Source organism: Sandaracinaceae bacterium (assembly GCA_020633055.1).
GTDB lineage: Bacteria > Myxococcota_A > Polyangia > Polyangiales > Houyiibacteriaceae > JADJJE01.
Map to the genome: position 1 here is coordinate 189,540 of JACKEJ010000011.1, position 21,746 is coordinate 211,285.

Annotated in this window: 17 protein-coding genes; 10 read left to right on the plus strand and 7 right to left on the minus strand. The window is 69.8% G+C overall.

Annotated features, from left to right (window positions below; genetic code table 11):
• The first annotated feature begins 373 nt into the window (after positions 1-373).
• The 7 genes from H6726_25320 (at position 374) to mqo (ending at position 12,489) form a co-directional block, all read left to right on the plus strand.
• Positions 374-1,135: a TetR/AcrR family transcriptional regulator gene (locus H6726_25320; protein MCB9660992.1), complete on the plus strand. Its 762-nt coding sequence runs from the start codon at positions 374-376 to the stop codon at positions 1,133-1,135.
• A gap of 246 nt (positions 1,136-1,381) precedes the next feature.
• Complete coding sequence (locus H6726_25325; protein ID MCB9660993.1) at positions 1,382-4,114, plus strand: Ig-like domain-containing protein; 2,733 nt, start codon at positions 1,382-1,384, stop codon at positions 4,112-4,114.
• Positions 4,111-6,744 carry a hypothetical protein gene (locus H6726_25330; protein MCB9660994.1) on the plus strand — a complete coding sequence of 878 codons (2,634 nt, stop codon included), beginning with the start codon at positions 4,111-4,113 and terminating at the stop codon, positions 6,742-6,744. Before H6726_25325 ends, H6726_25330 begins: the two co-directional genes overlap by 4 nt.
• Positions 6,741-8,528 (plus strand): acetyltransferase, encoded by a 1,788-nt coding sequence (locus tag H6726_25335; GenBank protein ID MCB9660995.1) that lies wholly within the window; start codon positions 6,741-6,743, stop codon positions 8,526-8,528. Before H6726_25330 ends, H6726_25335 begins: the two co-directional genes overlap by 4 nt.
• Positions 8,529-8,536: 8 nt before the next feature.
• The gene (locus tag H6726_25340; GenBank protein ID MCB9660996.1) at positions 8,537-10,015 is read left to right on the plus strand and encodes an outer membrane protein transport protein; all 1,479 of its coding nucleotides are present in this window, start codon (positions 8,537-8,539) and stop codon (positions 10,013-10,015) included.
• 50 nt (positions 10,016-10,065) lie between these two features.
• Positions 10,066-10,947, plus strand: coding sequence for a hypothetical protein (locus H6726_25345; GenBank protein ID MCB9660997.1), 882 nt, complete (start codon positions 10,066-10,068; stop codon positions 10,945-10,947).
• 132 nt (positions 10,948-11,079) lie between these two features.
• The gene (gene mqo / locus H6726_25350; GenBank protein MCB9660998.1) at positions 11,080-12,489 is read left to right on the plus strand and encodes a malate dehydrogenase (quinone); all 1,410 of its coding nucleotides are present in this window, start codon (positions 11,080-11,082) and stop codon (positions 12,487-12,489) included.
• A gap of 342 nt (positions 12,490-12,831) precedes the next feature.
• Here the strand turns inward: mqo and H6726_25355 are convergent, their stop codons facing one another.
• The 6 genes from H6726_25355 to H6726_25380 form a co-directional block, all read right to left on the minus strand.
• Positions 12,832-13,227, minus strand: a complete 396-nt coding sequence (locus tag H6726_25355) for a type II toxin-antitoxin system VapC family toxin (protein ID MCB9660999.1) — start codon at positions 13,225-13,227, stop codon at positions 12,832-12,834.
• Positions 13,224-13,460, minus strand: coding sequence for a hypothetical protein (locus tag H6726_25360; GenBank protein ID MCB9661000.1), 237 nt, complete (start codon positions 13,458-13,460; stop codon positions 13,224-13,226). The genes H6726_25355 and H6726_25360 overlap by 4 nt, the downstream gene beginning before the upstream one ends.
• 576 nt (positions 13,461-14,036) lie before the next feature.
• Entirely contained in the window at positions 14,037-15,236 is a 1,200-nt protein-coding gene (locus H6726_25365) for a transposase (protein MCB9661001.1), read from the minus strand.
• Positions 15,237-15,254: 18 nt separating this feature from the next.
• Complete coding sequence (locus H6726_25370) at positions 15,255-16,112, minus strand: tyrosine-type recombinase/integrase (GenBank protein ID MCB9661002.1); 858 nt, start codon at positions 16,110-16,112, stop codon at positions 15,255-15,257.
• Positions 16,113-16,281: 169 nt separating this feature from the next.
• Positions 16,282-16,815, minus strand: coding sequence for a transposase (locus H6726_25375; protein MCB9661003.1), 534 nt, complete (start codon positions 16,813-16,815; stop codon positions 16,282-16,284).
• Positions 16,812-17,330, minus strand: coding sequence for a transposase (locus H6726_25380; protein ID MCB9661004.1), 519 nt, complete (start codon positions 17,328-17,330; stop codon positions 16,812-16,814). Before H6726_25380 ends, H6726_25375 begins: the two co-directional genes overlap by 4 nt.
• A gap of 125 nt (positions 17,331-17,455) precedes the next feature.
• Here H6726_25380 and H6726_25385 point away from each other — a divergent pair, with 125 nt between their 5' ends.
• Complete coding sequence (locus tag H6726_25385; protein ID MCB9661005.1) at positions 17,456-17,671, plus strand: hypothetical protein; 216 nt, start codon at positions 17,456-17,458, stop codon at positions 17,669-17,671.
• A gap of 134 nt (positions 17,672-17,805) precedes the next feature.
• Here the strand turns inward: H6726_25385 and H6726_25390 are convergent, their stop codons facing one another.
• Positions 17,806-19,800 (minus strand): serine/threonine protein kinase, encoded by a 1,995-nt coding sequence (locus tag H6726_25390; GenBank protein MCB9661006.1) that lies wholly within the window; start codon positions 19,798-19,800, stop codon positions 17,806-17,808.
• A gap of 15 nt (positions 19,801-19,815) precedes the next feature.
• Between H6726_25390 and H6726_25395 the strand changes: the two genes are divergently transcribed.
• Complete coding sequence (locus tag H6726_25395; GenBank protein ID MCB9661007.1) at positions 19,816-20,307, plus strand: nitric oxide dioxygenase; 492 nt, start codon at positions 19,816-19,818, stop codon at positions 20,305-20,307.
• A complete protein-coding gene (locus H6726_25400) occupies positions 20,205-21,713 on the plus strand; it encodes a ParA family protein (GenBank protein ID MCB9661008.1) in 1,509 nt (502 codons plus the stop codon). Before H6726_25395 ends, H6726_25400 begins: the two co-directional genes overlap by 103 nt.
• Positions 21,714-21,746: the final 33 nt, after the last annotated feature.

Below are 21,746 nucleotides of genomic sequence, written 5' to 3' on the forward strand. Positions count from 1 at the left end.
TGAGCTTTCCGACGCCGTGGAAGCGCCCAGATCGCCGAGCCGATCGCCAACTACCTCCGCGCGGCGCGCCTGCTGCGCGAGACGGCAATTCCGCGCCGCTCCTGCGCAGCCACGCCGCGTCGGAGCGCAAAGCACAGACTCCGCGCCCGTTCGACCTCGTCGCTGCGCGGGCTCTAGGGTCGCCCCGGTGCCAGCTCCACCCCACCTCACAAGATCGGCACTCAACCTTCGGGGCCGCGATCCCTTCGACGCACAGCGTGGTCGCTTCTCGCAAGTCGTGTGGTGGGTCGACGCGCCGTGTCGGGCGCCGCTCGTTCACGCTCGGAGAGTGGCGCGCGGATCCGTCACGAAAATCTCGGCGCATGCCGGGGTTGTGAGCAACGTGCGTGGCGCCAACCTGTTCACGCAGGTCCGGCGCGACGAGCGGCGTCGATCGCGTATCCTCCCGCGACGGCCCACTACCCAGGAGAGCGAGACCGTGTCCACCAGCAAGAAGGAGTCGCGGCGGCCGCCCCCCCGCCGACGCGGCAGACCCCCGATAGGCGGCCGCGACCTCGCCGAGAAGCAGGCGGGTGTGCTCGACGCCGCCGGGCGCCTGCTGGGAGAGCGCTCCTCGAGCGACATCACGGTCGACCTGCTGGTGCAAGAAGCAGGCACGTCCCGCCCCACCCTCTACCGCTGGTTCCCGCGCGGCATCGAGCAGGTCATGGAGATGCTCTACGAGCGCGCGAGCGCGGACCTGATGGCTCGCATCGTGACGGTGGTCGCGAGCGACGGTGACGAAGACGAGCGCATCGAAGCCGGCATCTGCGCGTTCTTCGACTGGGGCCTGGCCATGGGTCCGTTGGCGTTCGGCTTCTATCGCGAGTGCTTCGAGGTCGACTCCCTCGCGCATCGCTACCGGCAACGGATCGTGAGCGCGATCATCGCGGTGATCCGCTCGCAAGCGAACCTGGGGGGCTTCGAGCACGCGAGCGACCTCGAGATCGAGACCCTCGTCGGCTGGATCGAGAGCGCGGGCGGGACGCTCTTTCGGCGCTACCCCGTGAGCCGCGCGGACGCGGACCGGCAGGTGTGGCTGACGACTCAGATGGCGCACGCGATGCTCGCCGTCGTGCGCGACGCCGCGCGCTGAGCCCCGTCCGGAGCGCCCCGATCTTTTACGTAATCAACGGGTTACGTAAAAGATCTTGCGTTCGCCGATAGTTCCGGTAGCGTATTTTTCGTTCTCGTTGAGTAACGCTAAATGCACGCGGAGCCCGGTGGGCACCGAGAGCGCGAGGCCTCCATGTATGCAGCACGTCCCACGCGTGCGCGCCCCACGTCGATGCGACGTCGCGCGCCGTCTTTGCTCGTCTTTTCGCTGATAATACAATCATTTATGCAAGGCTGCAGCCTCACCGGGGGCCTCGACGACGGACCGCCGAGCGGCCACGCCGACCAAGGTCCCGGTGGCGACGCCGGGCCGCGGGACACCAGCGTCCCGGTCGACCCGTTCGTCCCGCCGCGCGACGAGGCGCCCCCGCGCGTGACGATCACGAGCCCCGCCGAGGGGGCATCGACCTCGGATGGCGTGACTGTCCTCGGGACGGCTCTCGACGATGCGGGCGTGGCCTCGGTCTTCGTGCAAGTCGGCCCGAACGCTCCGCTCGCCGCGAGCACCGAAGACGGCTTCCGCACGTGGTCCTTCAGCTCGGCTGCCCCTTCGGGCGCCTACCGCATCACGGCGTTCGCGTACGACAACGCGGGGCATCGCTCCGACACGGTGAGCGTGATGGTGCATGGGCCCAGCGCAGGAGGCGGGGCTTCGGGGCCGACGGTGACCATCGTGGCCCCAACCGACGGAAGCGTGCTCGCGTCTGGAGCTGCCGTGATCACGGGTCACGCAACCGACGACGAGGCCGTCGTCCGCATGGAGCTGGTGCGCGATGGGGAGCTGCTCGAGGAGCGGCCGATCCTCACGGACGACTTCTACGCGAGCTGGGCGCGTCGCGTGACGCTGCTCCCTGGGCAGACGAACGTGTTCACGTTTCGCGCCTACGACGCGCTCGGGAACGTGGGTGAGGCCACCCTGGCGCTCGTTGGCACGCCCGAAGTGGACCGGCTCCCGCCGACACTGCTCGTGACCGCTCCCGTGGACGGCGCGTCCATCGCAGCCCCGAGCGTCGACGTGCGGGGATCGGCCATGGACCGGCTGGGCATCCGCGAGGTGAAGATCCAGGTGGGTCGCGACCTGACTGGCGACGGTGAGCCCGAGTACGGCGAGTCGCTGATGGCGCACACGCTCGACGAGTTCGCGAGCTTCGAGCGGAGCGTGGACGTCCCGAGCGGCGACGTGTTCCTGCGGGTCCGCGCCATCGACGTGAGCGGCGTGGCCACCACCGAGGTGGTGCGCATCCGCAACACGTACGTCGCGGAGTGGGCCGAGGAGCAGCGCTACCCCCTCTTTCTGCGCCCCACCCCGGACACGACGGTGCGCATGGAGCTCGACCGCGACGGGGTGAACGAGGTCATCCTGCCGTCCATCCAGGCGCAGACGGAGATCCTGCGGCTCGACCCGGCGACGCTCATCCGCAACGCGCTGGCCCAGATCAAGAACGCCTGCGGCACGGCGTGGCGCAACGACGCGCAGAACCCGCAGCACGACTGCACGCTCACGCCGCTGGGACGCACCTTCGGCGGACCGAACGGGACGTGGCAGTCGAGCGCCGAGTACGCGCTGGTGCGCCTGCTGACCATGACCCCCGCGAACGTCGCGGTCGCCGGCACCAGCCTCGAGGGGCTCGAGGGCCTCGCGGGGCTGCTCTCGTCGTTGGGACTGGCCGGTGACTTCAGCGACATCCTGGCGCAGACCCTTGGCATCTCGCGGACCAGCGAGATCGTGGGCACGGAGGCCGTGGCGACGGCGTTCCAGACCGGCCTGCTCGCGCCACACCCCAACACGGGGCCCAACGGCGAGATGATCATCACGCTCTACGACGCGATGAACGACCTGTCGTCGCTCGGCGCGACGCTCGGCCCCGCTGGGTCTCATCCGGGCATCCTCGCGGCAGGCTCGACGCCGTACAGCGAGGTCTTCACCGACGCGTTCCAGATGACCATCGTGGCGGAGTCCAACCTGCGTTGGCGCGACGGCGTGGACCTCTCGCTGGGCAAGGAATACATCGCCATCGTCGAGGACCGCACGGGGCCCAGCACCAACGACGTGCTGGAGTTCGACTTCAACGACCCCGCCCGCTTCGACGTGACGGGGCTGACGGCCAACCCGGTCGTGGACCTGCGCATCGCGCTGCGTGAGAACGCGCGCTTCATCCCCGCCTGCACGGGCGACGGTCCGTGCAAGACCAACGCCCCGAGCACGCCGCGTGGCACGCAATACGTGTGGTCGACGCCCTCGTGGGAGGCCGAGTACACGGTGGCGTCGGCGGCACGCACCCAGTACCGCACGCGCGTCGCGAACCCGTGCGCGTTCTCCCTCTTCGTGTGCCTGGCGCGCATCAACGTGGGTCAGAACGGCGACCCTCCCGGCTGGGCCGACTTCAACATCACGCTCAACCTCGGCAACCCGCCCGACGAGCAGTTCATCTGGGAGATGGTCAGCGAGGTGGCGCAGGTGGCGCTGCATCGCCTCCCGAGCGCCACCATCCCCGAGGGCCAGGCCAACGTCGCGTTCACGCTGGAGGACATCGGCGTGGGCATGACGGCCGAGGAGATCCGCGCAGCGGTGCGCCCGGTGCTGCAGGGGCAGGCGTCGACCCTGTCGGACATGCTGCTGGGCGACTACGCCGCGAACAACGGTCGCGTGGACCTGTTCTACGCGCGGGGCGCGGACGGCGTCCCGACCGTGTACTTTGCGGCGGCCGGCGACCCGCGCCCCGGCGCGCCGTACGGGTATGCACGCCCGGGCTTCTTCTCCGACGCCGCGCTCACGAGCATGGTCAGCACGCGCACGGTCCCGGGCTCCGGGGACACGGAGCACGAGAAGCTGCGCCTCGCAGTGGGCGAGAGCACCGTCTTCGCGCAGGACGAGGATGGCGGCGTCTACCGCCTGCGCTTCGTGGTGGGCGCCGACCCGACCGAAATCGCGGTCTACGTCTCGCGGAGGACACGATGAGCAGGCTCCCTCACTTCACCTGGCACGTCGGACGGCGCGCGCGGTCACGCATCCTCGGCCTCGCCGTCACGCTCGCATCCGTCGTGGACCTCGCGGGCTGCGTCGACCAGGCCCCAGTCGCCAGCTACGGCGACCCGACGCAGCTGGACGCTGTCACGACGCAGAGCGGCATCTCGGCGCGCGTCATCGCGCCCACCGTCGGCGACGTGCAGCGCGAACCGCACGTGCGCCTTTCGCTCGCCGCCTACACCGACCCGCCCGTCGCGCTGACGGTGCGGCTGACGGACGCGCTCGGCGGCGTGCTGCTGGCGACTCCGACGGGCGAGCCGGGACCCGAGCAGCGCTTCGTGGCCGAGCTGCCGCTGCTGCACGGCGACAACCGCGTGGAGGTGCGCATCGCCGAGGTCGACGGTCTGCGCAACCGGCGCTTCGAGCTGGTGGCGCGCTACGAAGGCGACGCCCCGGGGCTGCGCTTCGCGTTCTTCGACGACCGCAGCGGCGCGGCGTGTGGGAGCCCGGTCCCCGCGGGGGTCACGGGCCGGGAGAGCATCTGCGTGCGCGGCCGCGTCAGCCGCGGGGCGGCGCCCCTCGCGTCGCCCCAGCAGGTCACGCTCGGCACGGACGCGAACGCGACCACCGTCACCGCAGACGAGGCCGGCGACTTCGAGGGCGTCCTTCCGCTGCCGGCCGAGGTGACCCAGGCGGTGACGGTGAGCGTCACCGACAGCGCCGCGCGGACGACTCGGGCGACGCGCGACGTGGTGCGAGACACCACCCCGCCCGCGCTCAGCGCGCCGCTGGCCGAGACGAGCCCCAACCGCACGAACGAGTCGCACGCGACGTTCACGGGGACCGTCGCGGACGAGCACGGCGTCGAGCACCTCGAGATCATCAACGGCGGCGGCGGCGTGGTGGACGTGCTGGTGGCGCCCACGTTTCGCCACCAGGTGCGCCTGCAGCCCGGGGAGAACCCGTTCACGCTGCGCGCCACGGACTCCGTCGGCAACGCCAGCGAGCTGAGCGTGGTGATCATCCGCGACCGACTGATTCGGCTCGGCCCGCCGGACGCCTCCGGCCACGCCGTGCTTCAGCTCGACCGCGCGGGCCTCGAAGCCGTGATGACGGAGTCGGCGCAACGCACGACCGACGTGGTGACCATCTCGTTGCGCACGCCGGTGGTGCAGGCCCTGTATCGCATCCGCGACCCAGAGCGCTTCGGCGTGGACACCAGCGCGTGGGGACAGGGCGAGCGCAACCTGCAGCGTCTGCTGCGGATGACCCCCGACACGGCCGACCTGAGCGGCTCCAGCATCGAGGAGCTGCTGGCCATCGCGCCATCGGTCGGGCTCCCGGCGCCGCGCATCCTCGCGAACCTCGTGTCCCTGGCTCCGACCGATACGTTCGTGGACATCGAGCGCGTGGCCGACGCCGTGCTCGACCTGCTGATCGGGACGCACGGCAACATCGACTTCGACGCGAGCACGGGCGACCCCGCGCTGACACTGACGATGCACGACGTGCTGAACGACCTGCGACCCGTGGCCGCGCGCTACGGCCCCCGCGACGGGCACCCTGGGTTCCTGACGGGCGAGAGCTTCGCCAGCGTGTTCGAGCCGGGGTTCCAGATGAGCATCCCGGCGCGCTCCAACCTGTCGCCCTACCAGGGCGTGGACGCGGCGCGCGAGGGCAAGAGCTACCTGTTCCGCCTCGAGGGCGACGAGAACCTCGAGCTGGACTTCCTTTCGGACGACTTCGCGGTCGTCGGCATGGTGGACGAGCCGCTGGTGGACCTGCGCTTCGCGTTGTCGGAGAGCCCAGTGTTCGTGGGGGTGTCCAGCACGCGCGGGGCGCGACCCGACCCGCAGCACGCAGGCTTCGCGCGCGGCGACGGGGGCGCGTTCGCGGCTTCGCCGTGGCACCTCGAGCACATCGTGGCGGAGGCCGCCTACCGGCAGTTCCAGCCGCTGTACGGCGACACCAGCTATGCGCGCACCTTCCGCTACGACGCGGGCGCCATCGCCGACGCCGCCGTGATCGACTGGGACCGCGGCTGGGTGTCGATCGCCACCAGCGGCAACCTCGGGAGCCCGCCCGCGCCGACGTACTTCTGGGACGTGCTGACCGAGATCGCGCAGCTGCGCTTGCACGACGGCGGCATCGCCGAAGGCCAGGCCAGCATGGACTTCCTCTTGCGCGACCTGCCCGTGGGCCTCGACGCCGAGGGGCTGATCGCGGCGCTGCGCCCCACGCTACAGGCCCAAGCGAGCGAGCTGGCCGCGCTGCTGATCGGCGCCGATCGGCGTATCGAGAGCGCGGTGGACGTCTACTTCGTCCCAGCGACCGACGGGGGTCCCGGCTTCCTTTTCTTCCGAGCGCCCGAGGACGCGGCGGGCACGTACGCCTATGCGTCCCCCGGCTTCTTCTCCGACGCGTCGTTGAGTACGCGCGTGTCGAGCAGCGCTGCGCGCGCGGGCACGGACGACACCACCCACGAGAAGCTGGTCCCCGTCGCGGGCCAGACCGTCTACTTCGCGGACGACGCCGGCACGGTGTTCGCGCTCGAGGTGGTGACGGTCGACGCCACGGGCGTCTCGCTGCGCGTGGTCCCCCAAACCCGGAGCGCGCCATGAGCACCGAGGAGACGAACATGTTCGATTCACCCTTCGCACACGGGGCGCGCCCGCTGCTGCTCGCCAGCCTGGCCCTCGGGCTCACCGCGTGCGTCGACGGGCTACCACCGCCGGACCCGGAGCCCGCGGAGCTGGCGGTGGGGGAGAGCCGCGACGTCGAGCTGCGCTTCCTGCGCTTCGACGTGACCGACTTCGAGCAGACGCTGACCCGCGAAGACATCCTCGCGTTCCCGCGTGACGTCCAAGACCGGCTCTGGCTACTGGACCTCGACCTGCGCAGCGGGCCCACGACGCCGCGCCTCTTGGACAGCGCGCTCGAGGCCATCAAGGACGTGAACCCGGCGGAGCTCAGCCCGGCCGCGCGCAACATGCAGGCGCTGCTACGCATGACGCCCGAGACGGCGCAGCTCGAAGGCACGGCGCTGGAGCAGCTGATCGGGCTCGCCCCGCTGTTGGGCCTGGCCCCGGCGCAGGTGCTCGCGGACCTGCTCGGGGTCGACGTGGAGGACGAGATCCTCACGCCCGCCGCGGTCTCGCAGACCGTGCTGGAGAACGTCATCGCGGTGCACCCGAACACGCAGACGCGCCTCGGGCCGCGCTCCCCGGACAACCCGGAGGGCATCTACCCGGTCACGCCGGGGACCCTGCCGCTCACGCTCGCAGACGCAGCCGACAACTTCGCGAGCCTCTCGCGGCGCTACGGTCCGGTGTTCATCGACGGGGTCTACCACCCGGGCTTCATCTCGGGCGCATCGCGTGCCCGCGTGCTCGAGGACGGGTTCTCCATCACCGTGCGGGCGAACGCGAACGCCCTGCCGTACAAGGGCGTGGACCTGAGCAACGGCGGGGTCGCCAGCGTCAACTCGGTGCGCAGCCAGATCGAGGATCTCTTCGACTTTGGCGATCCGCGCTGGCTGACCATCGATGGCCTGGTGCCGGGTGACCCGGTCATCGAGGAGCTGACCTTCCGCATGGTGGAGGACGAGCGCTTCATCTTCGGGGGGCGCGCGCCCTTGCCCGCCGGCGAGGGGGACTCGTTCGGGTGGACGCTGCCGCGCTGGACGCTCGAGTACGTGATCCTGTCCGGCGCGCGCAGCACCTTCGCGTCGCAGTCGGCCTCGGTGAGCTACCGCCAGCCCGACCGCGAGGACCCGCTGTTCCTCGCGCAGGTGGTGGACGGCTACCAGACCATCGACGTGGTGGGCGGCGTGGGCGCACCGCCGGCGCCTTCGTATCTGTGGGACCTGCTGCTCGAGGTGGCGCAGACGCGCCTGCACGACGGCGGGCTGGCCGAGGGCGACGCCGACGTGGAGTTCACGCTGCGTGACGTGCCGGTGGGAACGGACACGGCGCTGATCGAGCAGACCATGCGCGACAACCTCGCGTCGGACCCGAACTCACTGCTGGACATCGCGCAGCAGCTGATCGACAGCACGCGCGGCGAGGCCGACTTCTACTACGTGCGCAGCGAGCCGCGCGAGGGCGCTTCAGAGGGCGAGGACTGGCTCTTCTACGTGGAGGAGGACGACATCGCGCGCGGGGACGACGGCCAGCTGGTGCGTCCGTACGACTACGCGAACCCCGGCTTCTTCGCAGACGCCGAGCTGCGCGTGCGTGTGAGCAGCCGAGACGAGGCCGCGCGTGACACGCGCCACGAGAAGGTGCGCATCGCCCCGGGCGACGTCCTCTACGTCGCGGGCACGGGCACCACCGTCTACCAGCTCGAGGTCTTGGACAAGCCGAGCCTCGGCCGCATCGCCATCCGCATCACGAGGGTCCGATGAGCTGCTCCATGAAACTCCCGGCCGACACCATGCGCTGGCATGGGCGCGCGCTGGCGTGCCTCGCCTTGGCCGCGCTGCTCGGCCCGAACCCGCTGCGCGCCCAGGGGCTCGCGACCGCTCCGGTCGGCACGGGCGACGCGTCCGCCGCGACGGTGGACCCCACCGCCGTGCACTTCAACCCCGCCATGACGGCCTACGCGAACGACGGGGGGCACATCTTCCTCGGCGGCAACTTGGTCTTCGGTCGCATCCGCTACCAGCGCGAGTACCGCGGGACCTATCAGCGCTCCGACTCGCTCGACTTCGCCCTACCCGTCGATCCGTCCGCCATCGACCAGGGGCGCACGGGACGCGCCGAGGCGGTGGAGGCGCGCCCCATCGCGCTCGCGCCTTCGGCGTTCGTCACGCTGCCTCTCGGGGACTCGGGCTTGGTCGCCGGGTTTGGCGCCTACGCGCCGTACGCCGCCGTGATCGACTTCGACGACGACGGACCGCAGCGCTTTCAGCTGCAGCAGGCCACCATCGCCACGGTCTTCTTCACGCCGACGCTTGCCTACCGCTTCCACGACGCGTTCACGCTCGGCGCGGGCGTCAGCTACGTGCTCGGCTTCGCGGAGCTGAGCCGCGTGCAGGACTTCGCGACGGTGGACGACGTGGCGCAGGCGCTCGCGAACCCACCCATCGCGCAGGCCAACGACTTCGGCCCGAACGCACCCGTGGGCGTCCGCGAGCTGGACGTGATGGCGCGTCGCATCGTCCTGCGGCGCGGGTTCGCGCACGCCATCACGTTCAACGTCGGCATCGGCTCGGAGCCCGTGGAGGGCCTGCGCCTGGGGCTCACCTACCAGCACTCCGCGCCGATGGACTTCCGGGGGCGGTTCGAGCTGGACATGGACGACGACTTCTTCACGCAGGACCTGGCCAGCCAGGGCCTCGCCTATCAGCCGCGGGTGCGCGGCGACGCCGTCTTGAGCTTCCCTCTCCCGCGCTCGCTGCGCTTCGCGGCCAGCTACGACGTCAGCGAGCAGGTCGGGCTCGGCGTGGACGTCGCGTACACCTTCTGGTCCATGGTGGAGGACTTCAAGGTCACGCTGCGCTCCCCCGACCTGGCGCAGCCCGCCGTGGGCATCCCGGACACCACCACGGTCCGTCTGCCGCGCCGCTGGCGCAACACGCTGGGACTCGACGGCATCCTGCGCTGGGCACCCCGGCCCGACCTGCGCTTTTGGCTGCGGGGCGGGTACCGCCAAGCGGCGAGCCCTGACAGCACGATCGACGCTGCCTCGCCCGACGGTGACCGATTGGTGGGCGGGCTCGGTGGCGCGTACCGGGTGAGCGGCAATGTGTCGTTGTTGGTCGACCTGGGCGTGCAGCACGTGCTCGAACGCCACGTTGTCGGCAGTGACTTCGACTTGGCGAACGGCACGTACAACATGACGCTCGTGCACGGGGGCCTGTCGCTGCTGGTGGACCTCTCGCCGCGCTGAGGCGCGTGCATCCGCAGACCACGTCTGCGCGTTGACGTACACTCGAGCGCATGGAGACACTGCACGCGGGGCACCCCGTCCATCGCATGCCGACCATTCTGTCGGCCGTCATGGAGTGGGGCGCCACGTTTCCTCTCGAGCGACCGCGTCGCCGGGAACCATCGAGGGCGTCCCGGATCGACTCTGCATGCGGTGCCGTGCTGAACTGCGCCAACCTGGATCCTTCGCTCTTCGGCAGGGCCGCTAACGGCGAGCTCCAGTACCCGAATCACCCTTTCGAGGTGGTGCCTTTCGGCTGGAACGGCGGGAGTGGCCTCTCGTATGGCTGGGCCGTGCTGGACGAGCACCAGGATCCCTCGACGTACTCGTGCGTGAGCTTCGCCCCCGGTGACGAAGGCGGCGCGCGCTGGTTGGGCGACAGCACCCGTGAGGCGCTCGAGAACATGATGGTGGGCGCGGAGCGCTACTGGGAGCTGTACGAGAAGGACCACATGCCGTCTCCCGTGACCAAGCCCAACTGGGCTTCCGTGTGCGCCGCCGCGGGGCTCGCCCCACGCCTCGATCGCACGGACATTTCGGCGGGCGCTCGCTCGACCCGCGTCATCGCTCCGCACGTCCCCAGCGGCTATCGCTTCGAGCCCTCGCCTGACGGCACGGGTGTCTTGGCAGACGCATCGGCCTTCGGCGACGCGCCCATCGAGATCGACCCCGCGTGGTACGAAGACGACCACATCGCCGTCGCACGTCAGCACCTCGCGGCGGGGCGCCCGGCGGCCGCCTTGCTCGTGCTCAAGGCCACGCGAGCCGAGAGCCCGGCCTGGGCGCCGACGGTCGAGGCCATGCGCGACGCGTATCTTGCGCTCGGGCGTCCCTTCATGGCGTCACGTGCCAACTATTGGCTCGCACACAACGACGCTGGTCGCGCGCAGTGAACACCAACGTGTCGCGCGTGGCAGTGATTGCACCGCTCCCCATCGGGCGAGCGTCCGTCGCCGGACCGTGAGTCAGCCTCTCGTTCGGATGGCTGGAGTCAGCTCGCGCCAACTCGATGTACGCTCCTGCCCATGGCGAACCACGACCGCGACGTCGTCCTGATCGGGGCGGGGATCATGAGCGCGACCCTCGGCGCGTTGCTGCGGAAGCTCGATCCCGACCTGCATCTCGTCGTCTTCGAGCGCCTCGATCGCGCCGCAGCGGAGAGCTCGGACGCCTGGAACAACGCCGGGACGGGGCACTCGGGCTACTGCGAGCTGAACTACACGCCGCGGGGCCAGGACGGGCGCGTCGACTGCAAGAAGGCCCAGAAGATCGCCGCGCAGTTCGCGCAGAGCCTCGAACTCTGGCAGGCGCTCGTCGCGGCGGGCGACCTCCCCGACTCGCCCGCCTTCGTTCGACGCGTGCCGCACATCAGCTTCGTCACCGGGGACGACGTCGACTTCCTGCGTGACCGCGCAGCTGCGCTGCGGGAGACGCCCCGCTTCCGCGACATGGAGTACACCGAGGAGCGCGCCGCCATCGCCGAGTGGGCGCCGCTGCTCGTCGACGGTCGCGACCCGGCCGAGCGTGTCGCGGCCACGCGGATGCGGCGCGGCGCCGACGTGAACTTCGGGCTCCTGACCCGCGAGCTGATCGACTGGCTCGACCGGACCCCGCGCACGGACGTGCACCTCAGCACCGAGGTCGTCGACATCGCGCGCGACGGGGATCGCTGGCTGATCGGCGTTCGCGACCTCGCGAAGGACCTCGAGTACGAGGTGCGCGCGCGCTTCCTCTTCATCGGCGCCGGCGGCTACTCGCTCGACCTGCTCGAGGCAACGGGGATCCCAGAGGCGAAGGGCTACGGCGCGTTCCCCGTGAGCGGTCAGTTCATGCGCTGCACGAACCCCGCGGTCATCGCGCGCCACGAGGCCAAGGTGTACGGGCAGGCCCAGGTCGGCGCGCCGCCCATGTCGGTGCCCCACCTCGACACCCGCTTCATCGACGGCGAGCGACAGCTGCTCTTCGGCCCCTACGCGGGCATCACCACCAAGTTCCTCAAGACGGGCTCGTGGACCGACCTCCTCGGGTCCATCGGCATCCACAACGTCGGGACCATGGTCGGGGCTGGCCTCGCGAACCTCGACCTGACGCTCTACCTCGCGGGGCAGGCGATGCTGTCCGATGCCGAGCGCATGGTGCACCTGCGGCGCTTCTGCCCGAGCGGCCGCGACGAAGACTGGGAGGTGCAGGTGGCGGGCCTCCGCGTGCAGATCCTCAAGAGCGACGGGCGCGGCGGCGGCGAGCTGCGCTTCGGGACGGAGGTCGTCACCAGCGCCGACGGCAGCGTCGCCGCGCTCCTCGGCGCATCCCCAGGGGCTTCGACGGCGGTCGCGATCATGCTCGAGCTCTTGGAGCGCTGCTTCCCCGAGCGATGGGCGTCCGACGCATGGCAGGCGCGCCTCGCCGCGCTCGTCCCCTCGGTCCACGCACGCTGACACCTCGGTGGACGCCCTAGGACAGAATTGTGGGGACTGGGCAGGCGTCGCCGCGCGCCGATGAACTGACCGCACTCGTGCGCGTCGTCCGGCGTGTTGCCGCGCGTCGCTCGTGTCCGGCGCGGTCTACTCGAAGACGGCGTCCAGGGGTGTGCGCGGTAAGGACGCGGACGGTGTAAGCGGCGAGCGGACAGGTTGAGACCGAGGATGACGAGCACGTCGAATACGGGGTCGAAGCGGAGGTACACGGCGGCCGAGCGCGAGGCAGCGGTGAAGCTGGCGAGTTGCGTCGAGGGCGCGAGCGTGCGCGGGCGCGACATCACGCGGCCACGGCCAACGTGTTCAGGGCGGCGTTCGGAACGCGCACGTGGGCCCCACGGCGCCACGGAGCCGGGCGTCCAGGGTGGCGAGTGGTGCTTCCAGCTGCTCGGCCAGCGCGACGTACCACGCGTCGTAGCTGGTGAGGTTCGGCCGCAGCTCCCACGCTCGGGCTGCGACGGGTTCGTAGGGGAAGAGCTCGACCGGCAGCCGCAACAGGTCGTCGTGTGCCAACGCGGCGATGTCGTCCGAGATCTGTCCCGCCCGCGCCATGCGTCGCAGGATGCTGGCGACCTCGACCAGAAGGAGGTGTGGGGCGGCCAGCTGGGCGTCCAGCAGCTCGGCCTCGGCCCACCGACCGTCTGGTCCCTGGTCGACCAACGCGGCGACCACCACCGAGGCGTCCAGCACGCGAGTCATCGGCGGTCTTCGTCGCGGTGCCGAAGGATCTCGGCGGAACCGATCGTGGTCCCGGTCGTCGCCTTGCGTGCGCGCATCTGAGCAACGAGGGCCTCGGCGGTCGGTCGATGCGCGATCTCGATCAAGGTCACGCGCAGGTGCTCCTGCAGCGAGCGTCCGGCCCAGGCGGCACGTGCGGCCAGCTCGTCACGGACCTCGTCGGGGACATCGCGTATGGTGATGGAGACAGGCATGCATGCATTATGCATGTTATGCATGCAGTTCGCAACGTACGGTGGGTGAGGTTGTGCCATACCCCAGGGTTTTCGGTCGGCTCCAGTGACCGTTGCGCACCAACGAACCACGACAGCCGAACCTCAGTCGGTCGCCTTGGCCCGCAGCGTCGCCGCTCGCTCCGCGTGCCCGGCGTTCGGCTCGTAGGAAACATGAAGTTCCTCCAGGAGGTGGCGGGGAGTTTACCTAAGTAATAGCGATTCGGTGAAGCGCGCCCCGCGCAAGCTGCAGGACGGCCAGCGCGGGTGAGGCGCGGTTCGCCGAGGCGCCGTTGAACGGAGCCGCGGAGCATCACCCAGGCGCGAGCGGTCGGCTATGGGCCAATCGCGGCGGGCACCGCGAGGCGATGAGGCCTCGGCGGGGGCTTGGGACGAGACGCTTCCGGGTGCGGGGAGGCAGCCAGGTGAGATCCACCGGGTCGCCGCCGCCCGTCCCACGTGCGCGGCACGGCGCCATCGCCGGACGGACGAGCGCCACCACCGCAGCAGACGGCCTGTCGCTGCGTGAGGCACGCACGTGCACGTCGCGAGCGAGGGTCATGACGAGTCGATCCCTTCAACGCGCGTCGGCATCGACGTCGACAACGGGAGCACGAGCAGCGGCGTGTCGCAGTGGGGGCAGCGCAATGGGTCACGGCCGTGGAGGGCCAGCATGAGTTCGACCCAAGTGCGCGGGCTCTGGCGCGCGTCGAGCTCCACCCCACGTGCAGACGTCGAGGCGCCAGCGAGAGCGGCCTGTGCGCGCGCGAGGGAGAGGGCGCGGACGTGATTGGTGGAGACGAGGCCAGCATGACGGATCTTGTGGAAGCCCCTGGGCAAGGTGTGGCGCAGGAGGCGAGCGAGGAAGTCCACCGCGTGGAGCGTGCAGGTCTTCCCGTCCTTGGTGGCGAAGGTCACCGCCTCGCCGTCGTAGCGGATGAGGCGGGCGTTCGAGACGCCGACGCGATGCGTGTAGCGCCCGAGGTAACCGAAGACCTGCTGCGCCCCCGCGAACGGCGCCTTCGCGTAGACGTGCCACCTCGTCTCGAAGAGCGCGCGCCGCACGGGCTCCACCTCGTCGGGCGGCAACACCAGCGTGCCCGCGTCGAGCGCCGGCAGGATGACCTCACGCACCATGCCTCGGACGAGCTTGGCGAGAGCCCTCACGGGGAAGAGGTACCGGCCGTTGCGGCGCACCGGAACCCAGCGCTGACCGGCGAGGTCGTAGCCGCCAGCGCTAACCACGGCGTGCACGTGAGGGTGGTAGAGCAGCTCGCGGGTCCATGTGTGCAGCACCAGCGTGATGGCGGGCAGCGCACCGAGCCGCTTCGGGTCGGCCGCCATCGCAAGCAGGCTGCGGCGCGCCGCCTCCATCAGGAGCCCGTACATGGCCCGGCGCTCGCGCGCGAACAGGTTGCGCAGCGCCTCGGGAATGGTGAAGACCACGTGGAAGTACCCCGTATCGAGGATGCGTTCGCGCCTCGCCTCGAGCCAGCGCAGCTGCGTGAGCGCCTGGCACCCCGGGCAGTGCCGGTTGCGACACGAGTTGTAGCGAGGCTGCTGAAAGCCACAGGCGGGGCACGCGTGCAGATGCCCGCCGAGCGCCGCCGTCCGACAGCGCTCGATGGCCCGCAGCACCTTGTGCTGCTCCGGGCTCAGCGCATGCTCCGCGCGCACGCGCTCTCCGTGAGCGCGCGCGATCTCACCCACACTCAGCCCAGCCTCGCGCCGGGCCACAGACCCGTGCTCGTGCGCCATGACTGCCGCCTCGGCGTCCTACGCGAGTCGTGCCCCGTCAGGTGTCCCGAGCACGGCCAATGGATTCACGAGCGACTGACGGCGCGCTTCGGACAAGTGCGTGTAGCGGGTGGTGCTCTGGATGGACCGGTGCCCCAGCAGAATCTGCACGGACCGGAGGTCGGCGCCGAGCTCGAGCAAATGGGTCGCGAAGCTGTGGCGCAGCAGGTGCGGATAGACGCGCTTGGTGAGACCCGCGCGCGCCGCCGCGAGACGCAGCAGCTTGTGCACCGCCTCGCGCGTCAGCGACGCCCGACCCTTGCGCCCTGGAAACAGGCCCTCGCTCCGGTGGCGACGCAGGCGCATCCACTCTCGCAGCGCCTCGAGCGTGACGGCCGGCAGCGGCACGATACGGTCGCGACGGCTCTTCGTGTGGCGGATGGTGAGCACACCGCGTCCCGAATCCACGTCGGTCATCGTCAGCGACAGCGCCTCGGAGATGCGCAGCCCTGAGCCGTAGAGCAGCATGACGAGGGCACGGTCGCGAGGGCGCTCGATGGCGTCGAGCAGCCGCTGCACCTCGCTGCCGGAGAGGATGGCGGGCTGCGTGTCGTGCTCCACCACGCGGCGGATCGAGTGCATGACTTCGGGGCGACGCAACGTCACCCCGAACAGGAAGCGCAGCGCGCTGAGCGCCACGTTGATGCTCCTCGGAGCACGACCTGCTCCTCGAAGATGCATCACCCACGCGCGCACGTCTTCCGTGTCCAGCTGGCGCGCGTCCCGCCTGTGGAACGCCACGAACTGCTTCGCGTACCGCAGGTACGTCTCCCGCGTGTTCGCCGCCACCCCGCGCAGGAACAGGTCCTGCTCCATTCGGTCTCGTACTTCGCCCATCGCTCGCCTCCATGGCTTGGCCACGTCCCCGATGGACGGGCTCAATCCACAGCGTCGGTCCGATGAAGCAGCCGCGCCCCTGAACGTCGCGATGTCCCTCAGCCGCGCGACATCAGGCCTGCCGCGGAGCGGCTTCGTTCAATCCGTCTTCTGCGCAATACGCCGCCGGTCAGGCGAAGTCGTCGGACTCCTGCTCGTTCACGCCCCAGCCCACGATCTTGCGGCTCCACACGTCGAGGAAAACGTACAGGTAGTAGAACTTCCCGCGGACCGCAGCGGGAAGGTACGTGATGTCCCAGCAGAGAAGCTGGTTCGGGCCCGTCGCCACGCGGGCCTTCGGGCGCTTGTTCGTGCGCGCCTTCACGGGCCCACGATGCGCCTTCAGGCCGTGCTCCTCGAGCACCCGGTACATGGTGGACTCCGAGCACAGGTAGTCGCCCTGGTCGGCGAGGCGCGGCACGATCTGCCGCGGCGAGAGGTCCCGCATGGGCGCACTCGTGGCGACCTCCACCACCTTCGCGCGCTCCGCCTCACTCAGCTTGTTGGCCGGCGGCGTCTTCGCCCCCTTGCGGCGGTCATCCCCGCCCTCGGGGCCCTGCTCGCGCCAGCGCTGGAGTGTCCGCGCGGGCAGCTCGACGACCTCGCAGGCCTTCTGGTGACGCGCTCCGGAGCGGACGGCTTCATCGACGAGGGAGAGGATCACTTGCCGCTCTTCCCCGGTGTGTCGTCGTCCTCGTCCCCCCAGAGCGCGTGGACTTTTTTTGCGAGCACCAGCAGCGCCGCCGTCTCCGCCAGCGCCTTGTCCTTGCGCGTGAGCTCGCGCTCGAGCTCGCGGATGCGCTTCTGCTCCTTCGTCCGTGCGCGGTTGCCTCCGAGAGCGGCCAGCGCCTGCCCCCGCCACTCGCTCACGGTGGCCTCGTGCAGGCCCTCCCGGCGCAGGTACTTACCGAGCTCTGCGCCCGTCAGCCCCGCGGTCTCTCGCACCACCCGGAGCCGCTCGTCCGGAGACCAATCCTCCGGGCGGCGGCCCTCCCGAGGGGGCGGCTTCTTGTCGGTGTCGTTTGCCACGAGCGCTACGCTAGCGGCTTCTCGCAGCCACCGCGAGAGGGTGGCCTGGGAGACCCCGCTGGTCTCCGCCAGCGCCGTCGCGGAGGGCCCGCCTGGCAACATCAGCTTACGGATCATGCTCTGCTTGAACTCGTTCGAATATCGACCCATCGGGTCCTTGCCTGCCTCGCCCCCGAGGTCATGTGGTGGGGTCTGGGGCCGAGCTATGCGCCCGGCCGAGGCGACAACTCACGCTGACACAGGGGGACATGCTCGCGTGCGGCTCACGCAATCACATGCGCGCGTTTGCGCGCCAACTGACACGCCGAGGCGACACCTACTCCCCTCACTACCTCGACGCTGAACGCTACGCGTCGATCATCGGCAGCGAACACGAACGGTGTGGTGGCGGCCACGGCCGGGGCGGCGGAGGTCACGGAAGGGGCCGGGGCGGCGGAGGCCACGGCAGAGGCGGCGGAGGTCACGGCCAGGGTGGATGCATGCAGATGTGAGCCACTCGCACGCCATCGTCCAAGACCGCGCAACGGTGGAGAGCGGCGGGAGGGATGCGACCACGATCGCCGCTCCTACGCCGCGTAGGAGGCACGTGCTCATCGCACGCGCGGAGCCGACCGAGGACACGCCGTCAGTTCGAGGGCTGGTACCAGAATCCGTCGAAGTTGGGTGACTGCTCGAAACGTCGCAGCTCGGCGAGGACGCTGTCGGAGGATTCCGTGAAGGGAACGGCGCCCGTCGCGTGGAGGACGGCTTCGTGGTCGACCGAGCAGAGGAGCGCGAGGCGCGCGACGGTGAGCTCGACCCCGCACCAGAAGTCTTGCGCAGAGGTGTCCTCGGCAAGCTCCAGGGCTTCCGCGAGTTCGTTCCGGCGAGGACCAAGATGCGAAACAAGGGGCCGGTAGAGTGGGCTCCCCGACACCGCGCCGCGCGCGAGGGTGAGGGCCGCCTTGCGTGCTGACTCGAGCGCGTCGGCGGAGTCGAGCAACCCGCGCACGGCGAACGCCGGGAGCGTGCGCGCCACGGCGACTGCCGCGTGGGCCCGCAGCCGCTCGGTGGACACCTCCTCCAACAGAGCTGGCGACACACCGAGCCGGGGTGGCGTGACGGACTCGATGGTGAACGCCTCGCTCGGCCGGCCGGCCTCGACGAGGGTCGAGGCCGGGTAGACCCCCAAGACCAAGCAGACGTGCCGCACGGCCGCCTGAATCCGGTCTGGAAAGGTCCGTGCCGGCAGCTCGACTGCGTCGCCTGCGCCAACCGTGACCTGACGCCCGGAGCGGCGCGCCGCCCCAACCGGCAGCGCGGTCGAGAGCAGCTCCGCTAGGGGAAGGAAACGTCGGGCCCCTTCTGTACCGGCCCAGAGCAGGTTCTCCGGCTCACCAGCCGCCAGCCGGCGCACGGTCAGGCGCGGCGTCGGAGGGGCAGCCGACCCCGCCAACACCGGCGGGCCCGCGACGAGCGAGGACACGTCCAGCGCGGCCGTCTGGGCGTGAGCTTGGAAGTCCGCCGAGCGGATGACACTCGGGGCGAGGCTTTCGAAGGCTGCGTCGAGCTCCCGGGTGCTTGGTACAGCCCTGCTGACGGACGCGCTCAGCGAGCCTTCAGCGGCGCGTTGGTCGTGCGGAGGCCGCGCGCGGAGCAGAGGCTCGAGCGCGTCGATGCACGTAGCGGCGTCTGGGAAACGCTGCAAGGAATCGATCTGCGTGCAGCGCGCGAACCACTCGTCGAAGCCTTCCGGGAAAGGCGACTGCGCACCCAGCTCCTCGATTCGCTGAGAGGCGGTCGCGCACGCACCAGCGACCAGCTCGACAATCATGGAGCTGACCGTGCTGTCAGGATCACTCGCGGTGAGCCAATACTCGTGGCCCGTGAGCATCCAGAACGCCAGCAGGCCGATGGCCCACACGTCGGTCGCCGGTGCGATGCTCGCGACTTGCGAGAGCTGCTCCGGCGCCATCCACAGCGGAGTGCCGATGACCTGCGAATTCTTGTTCCCGTCGCGCGCGTCTTGAACCCACTTCGCGATGCCAAAATCCAGGACCTTGATGGTGAATGGAACACCAAGGCGCCGAGGGTCGGCGACGAAGAGGTTGTCGGGCTTGAGGTCGCGATGAACGAGGTGGCGTTCGTGCGCCATCTGGAGGCCATGACGTGCCTGGGTGAGGACTTCGCAACAGTCGGCCAGCGAGAGAGCCCCGTGGTTGTTGATGAAGTCGGCGAGGGTCTGACCCCGCAGGAGCTCCATAGCGATCCAGGGCACCCCGAGCTCGTCGTCGATGCCCGCGGACACGATCTCCACAACGTGGTCGCTGTCGAGGCTCCCAGCGATGCGCGCTTCGTCGATGAAGCGACCGCGCATCTTGTCGTCGGAGGCGAGCCAGCCGTGCATCAGCTTGATGGCGCGTGGTTTTCCGGTGGACCGCTGGGTGGCCTCGTACACCGAGCCGATACCGCCGGCAGCGATGAAGCGCTGCACGTCGAAGTCGCCGCCAATGCAGCGGCCAACGTTCCGATCGACTGGGGGGGTCATGGGCCGGCGTGGAGGATACATAGTGTGGCCGCCGTCTGGGATTCGATTCGTATCGATTTCACAAGCACGGGGTTTACTCCATGACAACGTCATGCCAGCTTAGCGGGCATGCTGACCGACGAGCAGAAAGCCCTCATCACTGAGAACTGGCGCTTGGCGGTGCCCATCGCGGACACCATCGCCGACCTGTTTTACCGCCGCCTCTTCCAACTCCGCCCGGAATACAAGGCGCTGTTCGGCGAGGATATGGCGAGTCAGAAGCAGAAGCTGCTCCAGATGCTGGCCTTCGTCGTACGGTCGCTGCAGTGGGGTGGCGCGTCGTGGTCGGATGACGTCCCGCCTGATGATGACCTCTTCCTCGTGCTGCTCGCGCTTGGGCGCAGGCACTCAAACCTCTACGAGATCCCGGACGAGGCGTACGAGCCCGTCCTGGATTCGCTGCTTTGGACGTTGGACTACGGGCTTGGCAAAGCGTTCAACGAGGACGCCAGCGTTGCATGGACGCAGGCCATGTTGCTGATCTCCAACACCATGATTCTCGGGCGCTACTCGGTGGACGAGGCCAAGCGCATCCGAACCAGCCAAATCGGAAACGCTTGATGGAAGACGCCGTCGTTCTGAAAGGGCCCGTCCCTAGCGGCGGAGTATTGCCCTTGGTGCAGGTCGTGGGAATCGGCCGGCAGACGAACATCGTCGAGTTGCTCGACGACACACTGCGAATCGGCCAGATGTCGATTCGCAGCGGAAAGGTGCTGTCAGTCGATTTCGGCCAGGCGAGGGGCCTCGACGCCCTCGAGGGGTTCGTGGCGCACCGAGGCGGTACGTTCCAAGTGCGTAGCGTCCACGGTCTCCCGGCGACCGAGCCACTTGGCGACCTGCGCGCGCTCCTTGCGTCTCTCGGCCGCGACAGTGACCGGATCTCACTCTTGCGAAATCTGCCTGCAGGCGGCCCCAGCGTTCACGAGACGGGGGTGGTGGCGCCTGTGCAGATGGGTGGCAGCACCCGTAAGTCGAGCTTTCCCCCCCCAGCAATTGTGCGGCCCGCGGTTGCCGCGCCGGTCGCTGCCGCCGCCCCTGTCGCCACCGCCGCGCCGGTCGCTGCCGCCGCCCCTGTCGCCACCGCCGCCCCTGTCGCCACCGCCGCGCCGGTCGCTGCCGCCGCCCCTGTCGCACAGCGGGTGGAACCCACGCAGGCGTCGTCCGCGAAGGCCGCAATCATCCTCGCCGTGGCTTCCGCGAAGGGCGGCGTCGGCAAGACCACGCTCGCGATGAACCTAGCAGTCGCGATGGCACGCCGTGGGCTCCGGGTCACCCTTGTGGACTCCGACCCCAACGGGGGGGTGTCGGCCGCGGTCAACGCCCATCGCCGTATATCCAAGGGTGCTTTTGACGTCATCTGTGGTGCGGCCAGCCTCACCGACGCGATCATCACCACCCGCATGAACGGCCTCCGTGTGCTGCCCGCCGGAGGGCAGACACTGTCCATCGACCAGGTCGAGAACGCGCAGCAACACCGACAGGCGTGGCGCGCCCTGCTCGCCCAGGTGGCCTGCGACGCAGACGTCGTCGTGCTCGACACGCCGGGTGGTGTCTACGGCGGAACCCGCATCATGTTGGGCTGCGCGACCCACGTCATGGGCGTGCTCCAAGCCGAGCCGCTCGCGCTGCGGGCGTCGGAGCACTTTCAACGCGCCATCGGGGCAGTGACCCCAGCCCCCAAGCTGGTGGGCGTCGTGTTGAACATGTTCGACCCCCGCAGCGCCACCTCCCCCACTGTCCTTCAAGAGGCGTGCGAATCGCTTCAGCCAGGGCTGCTGTTCGACACCTCGGTGCCTCGCACCTCCATCATCAACGACGCAAGCCAACGTGGCGTCGTGGCCGGCCAGGGGGAGCTCGCGACCGCTCCCGCTGTCGCGTGGACGTTCGAGCAGCTCTCCGCGGAACTACTCGACCGCCTGGAGTGGAGCCCAGCGCGCCCGGTGGTGGACGAGGCCCCGCTCTTCTGACCCCGACGACTCCGTGAGAGGCGCGGCCATCCG

Excerpts from the sequence above, each read along its gene's own strand:
- H6726_25325 (MCB9660993.1), top strand. The coding sequence starts at position 1,382 with ATGCAAGGCTGCAGCCTCACCGGGGGCCTCGACGACGGACCGCCGAGC.
- H6726_25330 (MCB9660994.1), top strand. The coding sequence starts at position 4,111 with ATGAGCAGGCTCCCTCACTTCACCTGGCACGTCGGACGGCGCGCGCGG.
- H6726_25335 (MCB9660995.1), top strand. The coding sequence starts at position 6,741 with ATGAGCACCGAGGAGACGAACATGTTCGATTCACCCTTCGCACACGGG.
- H6726_25340 (MCB9660996.1), top strand. The coding sequence starts at position 8,537 with ATGAAACTCCCGGCCGACACCATGCGCTGGCATGGGCGCGCGCTGGCG.
- H6726_25345 (MCB9660997.1), top strand. The coding sequence starts at position 10,066 with ATGGAGACACTGCACGCGGGGCACCCCGTCCATCGCATGCCGACCATT.
- mqo (MCB9660998.1), top strand. The coding sequence starts at position 11,080 with ATGGCGAACCACGACCGCGACGTCGTCCTGATCGGGGCGGGGATCATG.
- H6726_25355 (MCB9660999.1), bottom strand. The coding sequence starts at position 13,227 with ATGACTCGCGTGCTGGACGCCTCGGTGGTGGTCGCCGCGTTGGTCGAC.
- H6726_25360 (MCB9661000.1), bottom strand. The coding sequence starts at position 13,460 with ATGCCTGTCTCCATCACCATACGCGATGTCCCCGACGAGGTCCGTGAC.
- H6726_25365 (MCB9661001.1), bottom strand. The coding sequence starts at position 15,236 with ATGGCGCACGAGCACGGGTCTGTGGCCCGGCGCGAGGCTGGGCTGAGT.
- H6726_25370 (MCB9661002.1), bottom strand. The coding sequence starts at position 16,112 with ATGGGCGAAGTACGAGACCGAATGGAGCAGGACCTGTTCCTGCGCGGG.
- H6726_25380 (MCB9661004.1), bottom strand. The coding sequence starts at position 17,330 with ATGGGTCGATATTCGAACGAGTTCAAGCAGAGCATGATCCGTAAGCTG.
- H6726_25385 (MCB9661005.1), top strand. The coding sequence starts at position 17,456 with ATGCGCGCGTTTGCGCGCCAACTGACACGCCGAGGCGACACCTACTCC.
- H6726_25390 (MCB9661006.1), bottom strand. The coding sequence starts at position 19,800 with ATGACGTTGTCATGGAGTAAACCCCGTGCTTGTGAAATCGATACGAAT.
- H6726_25395 (MCB9661007.1), top strand. The coding sequence starts at position 19,816 with ATGCTGACCGACGAGCAGAAAGCCCTCATCACTGAGAACTGGCGCTTG.
- H6726_25400 (MCB9661008.1), top strand. The coding sequence starts at position 20,205 with ATGGACGCAGGCCATGTTGCTGATCTCCAACACCATGATTCTCGGGCG.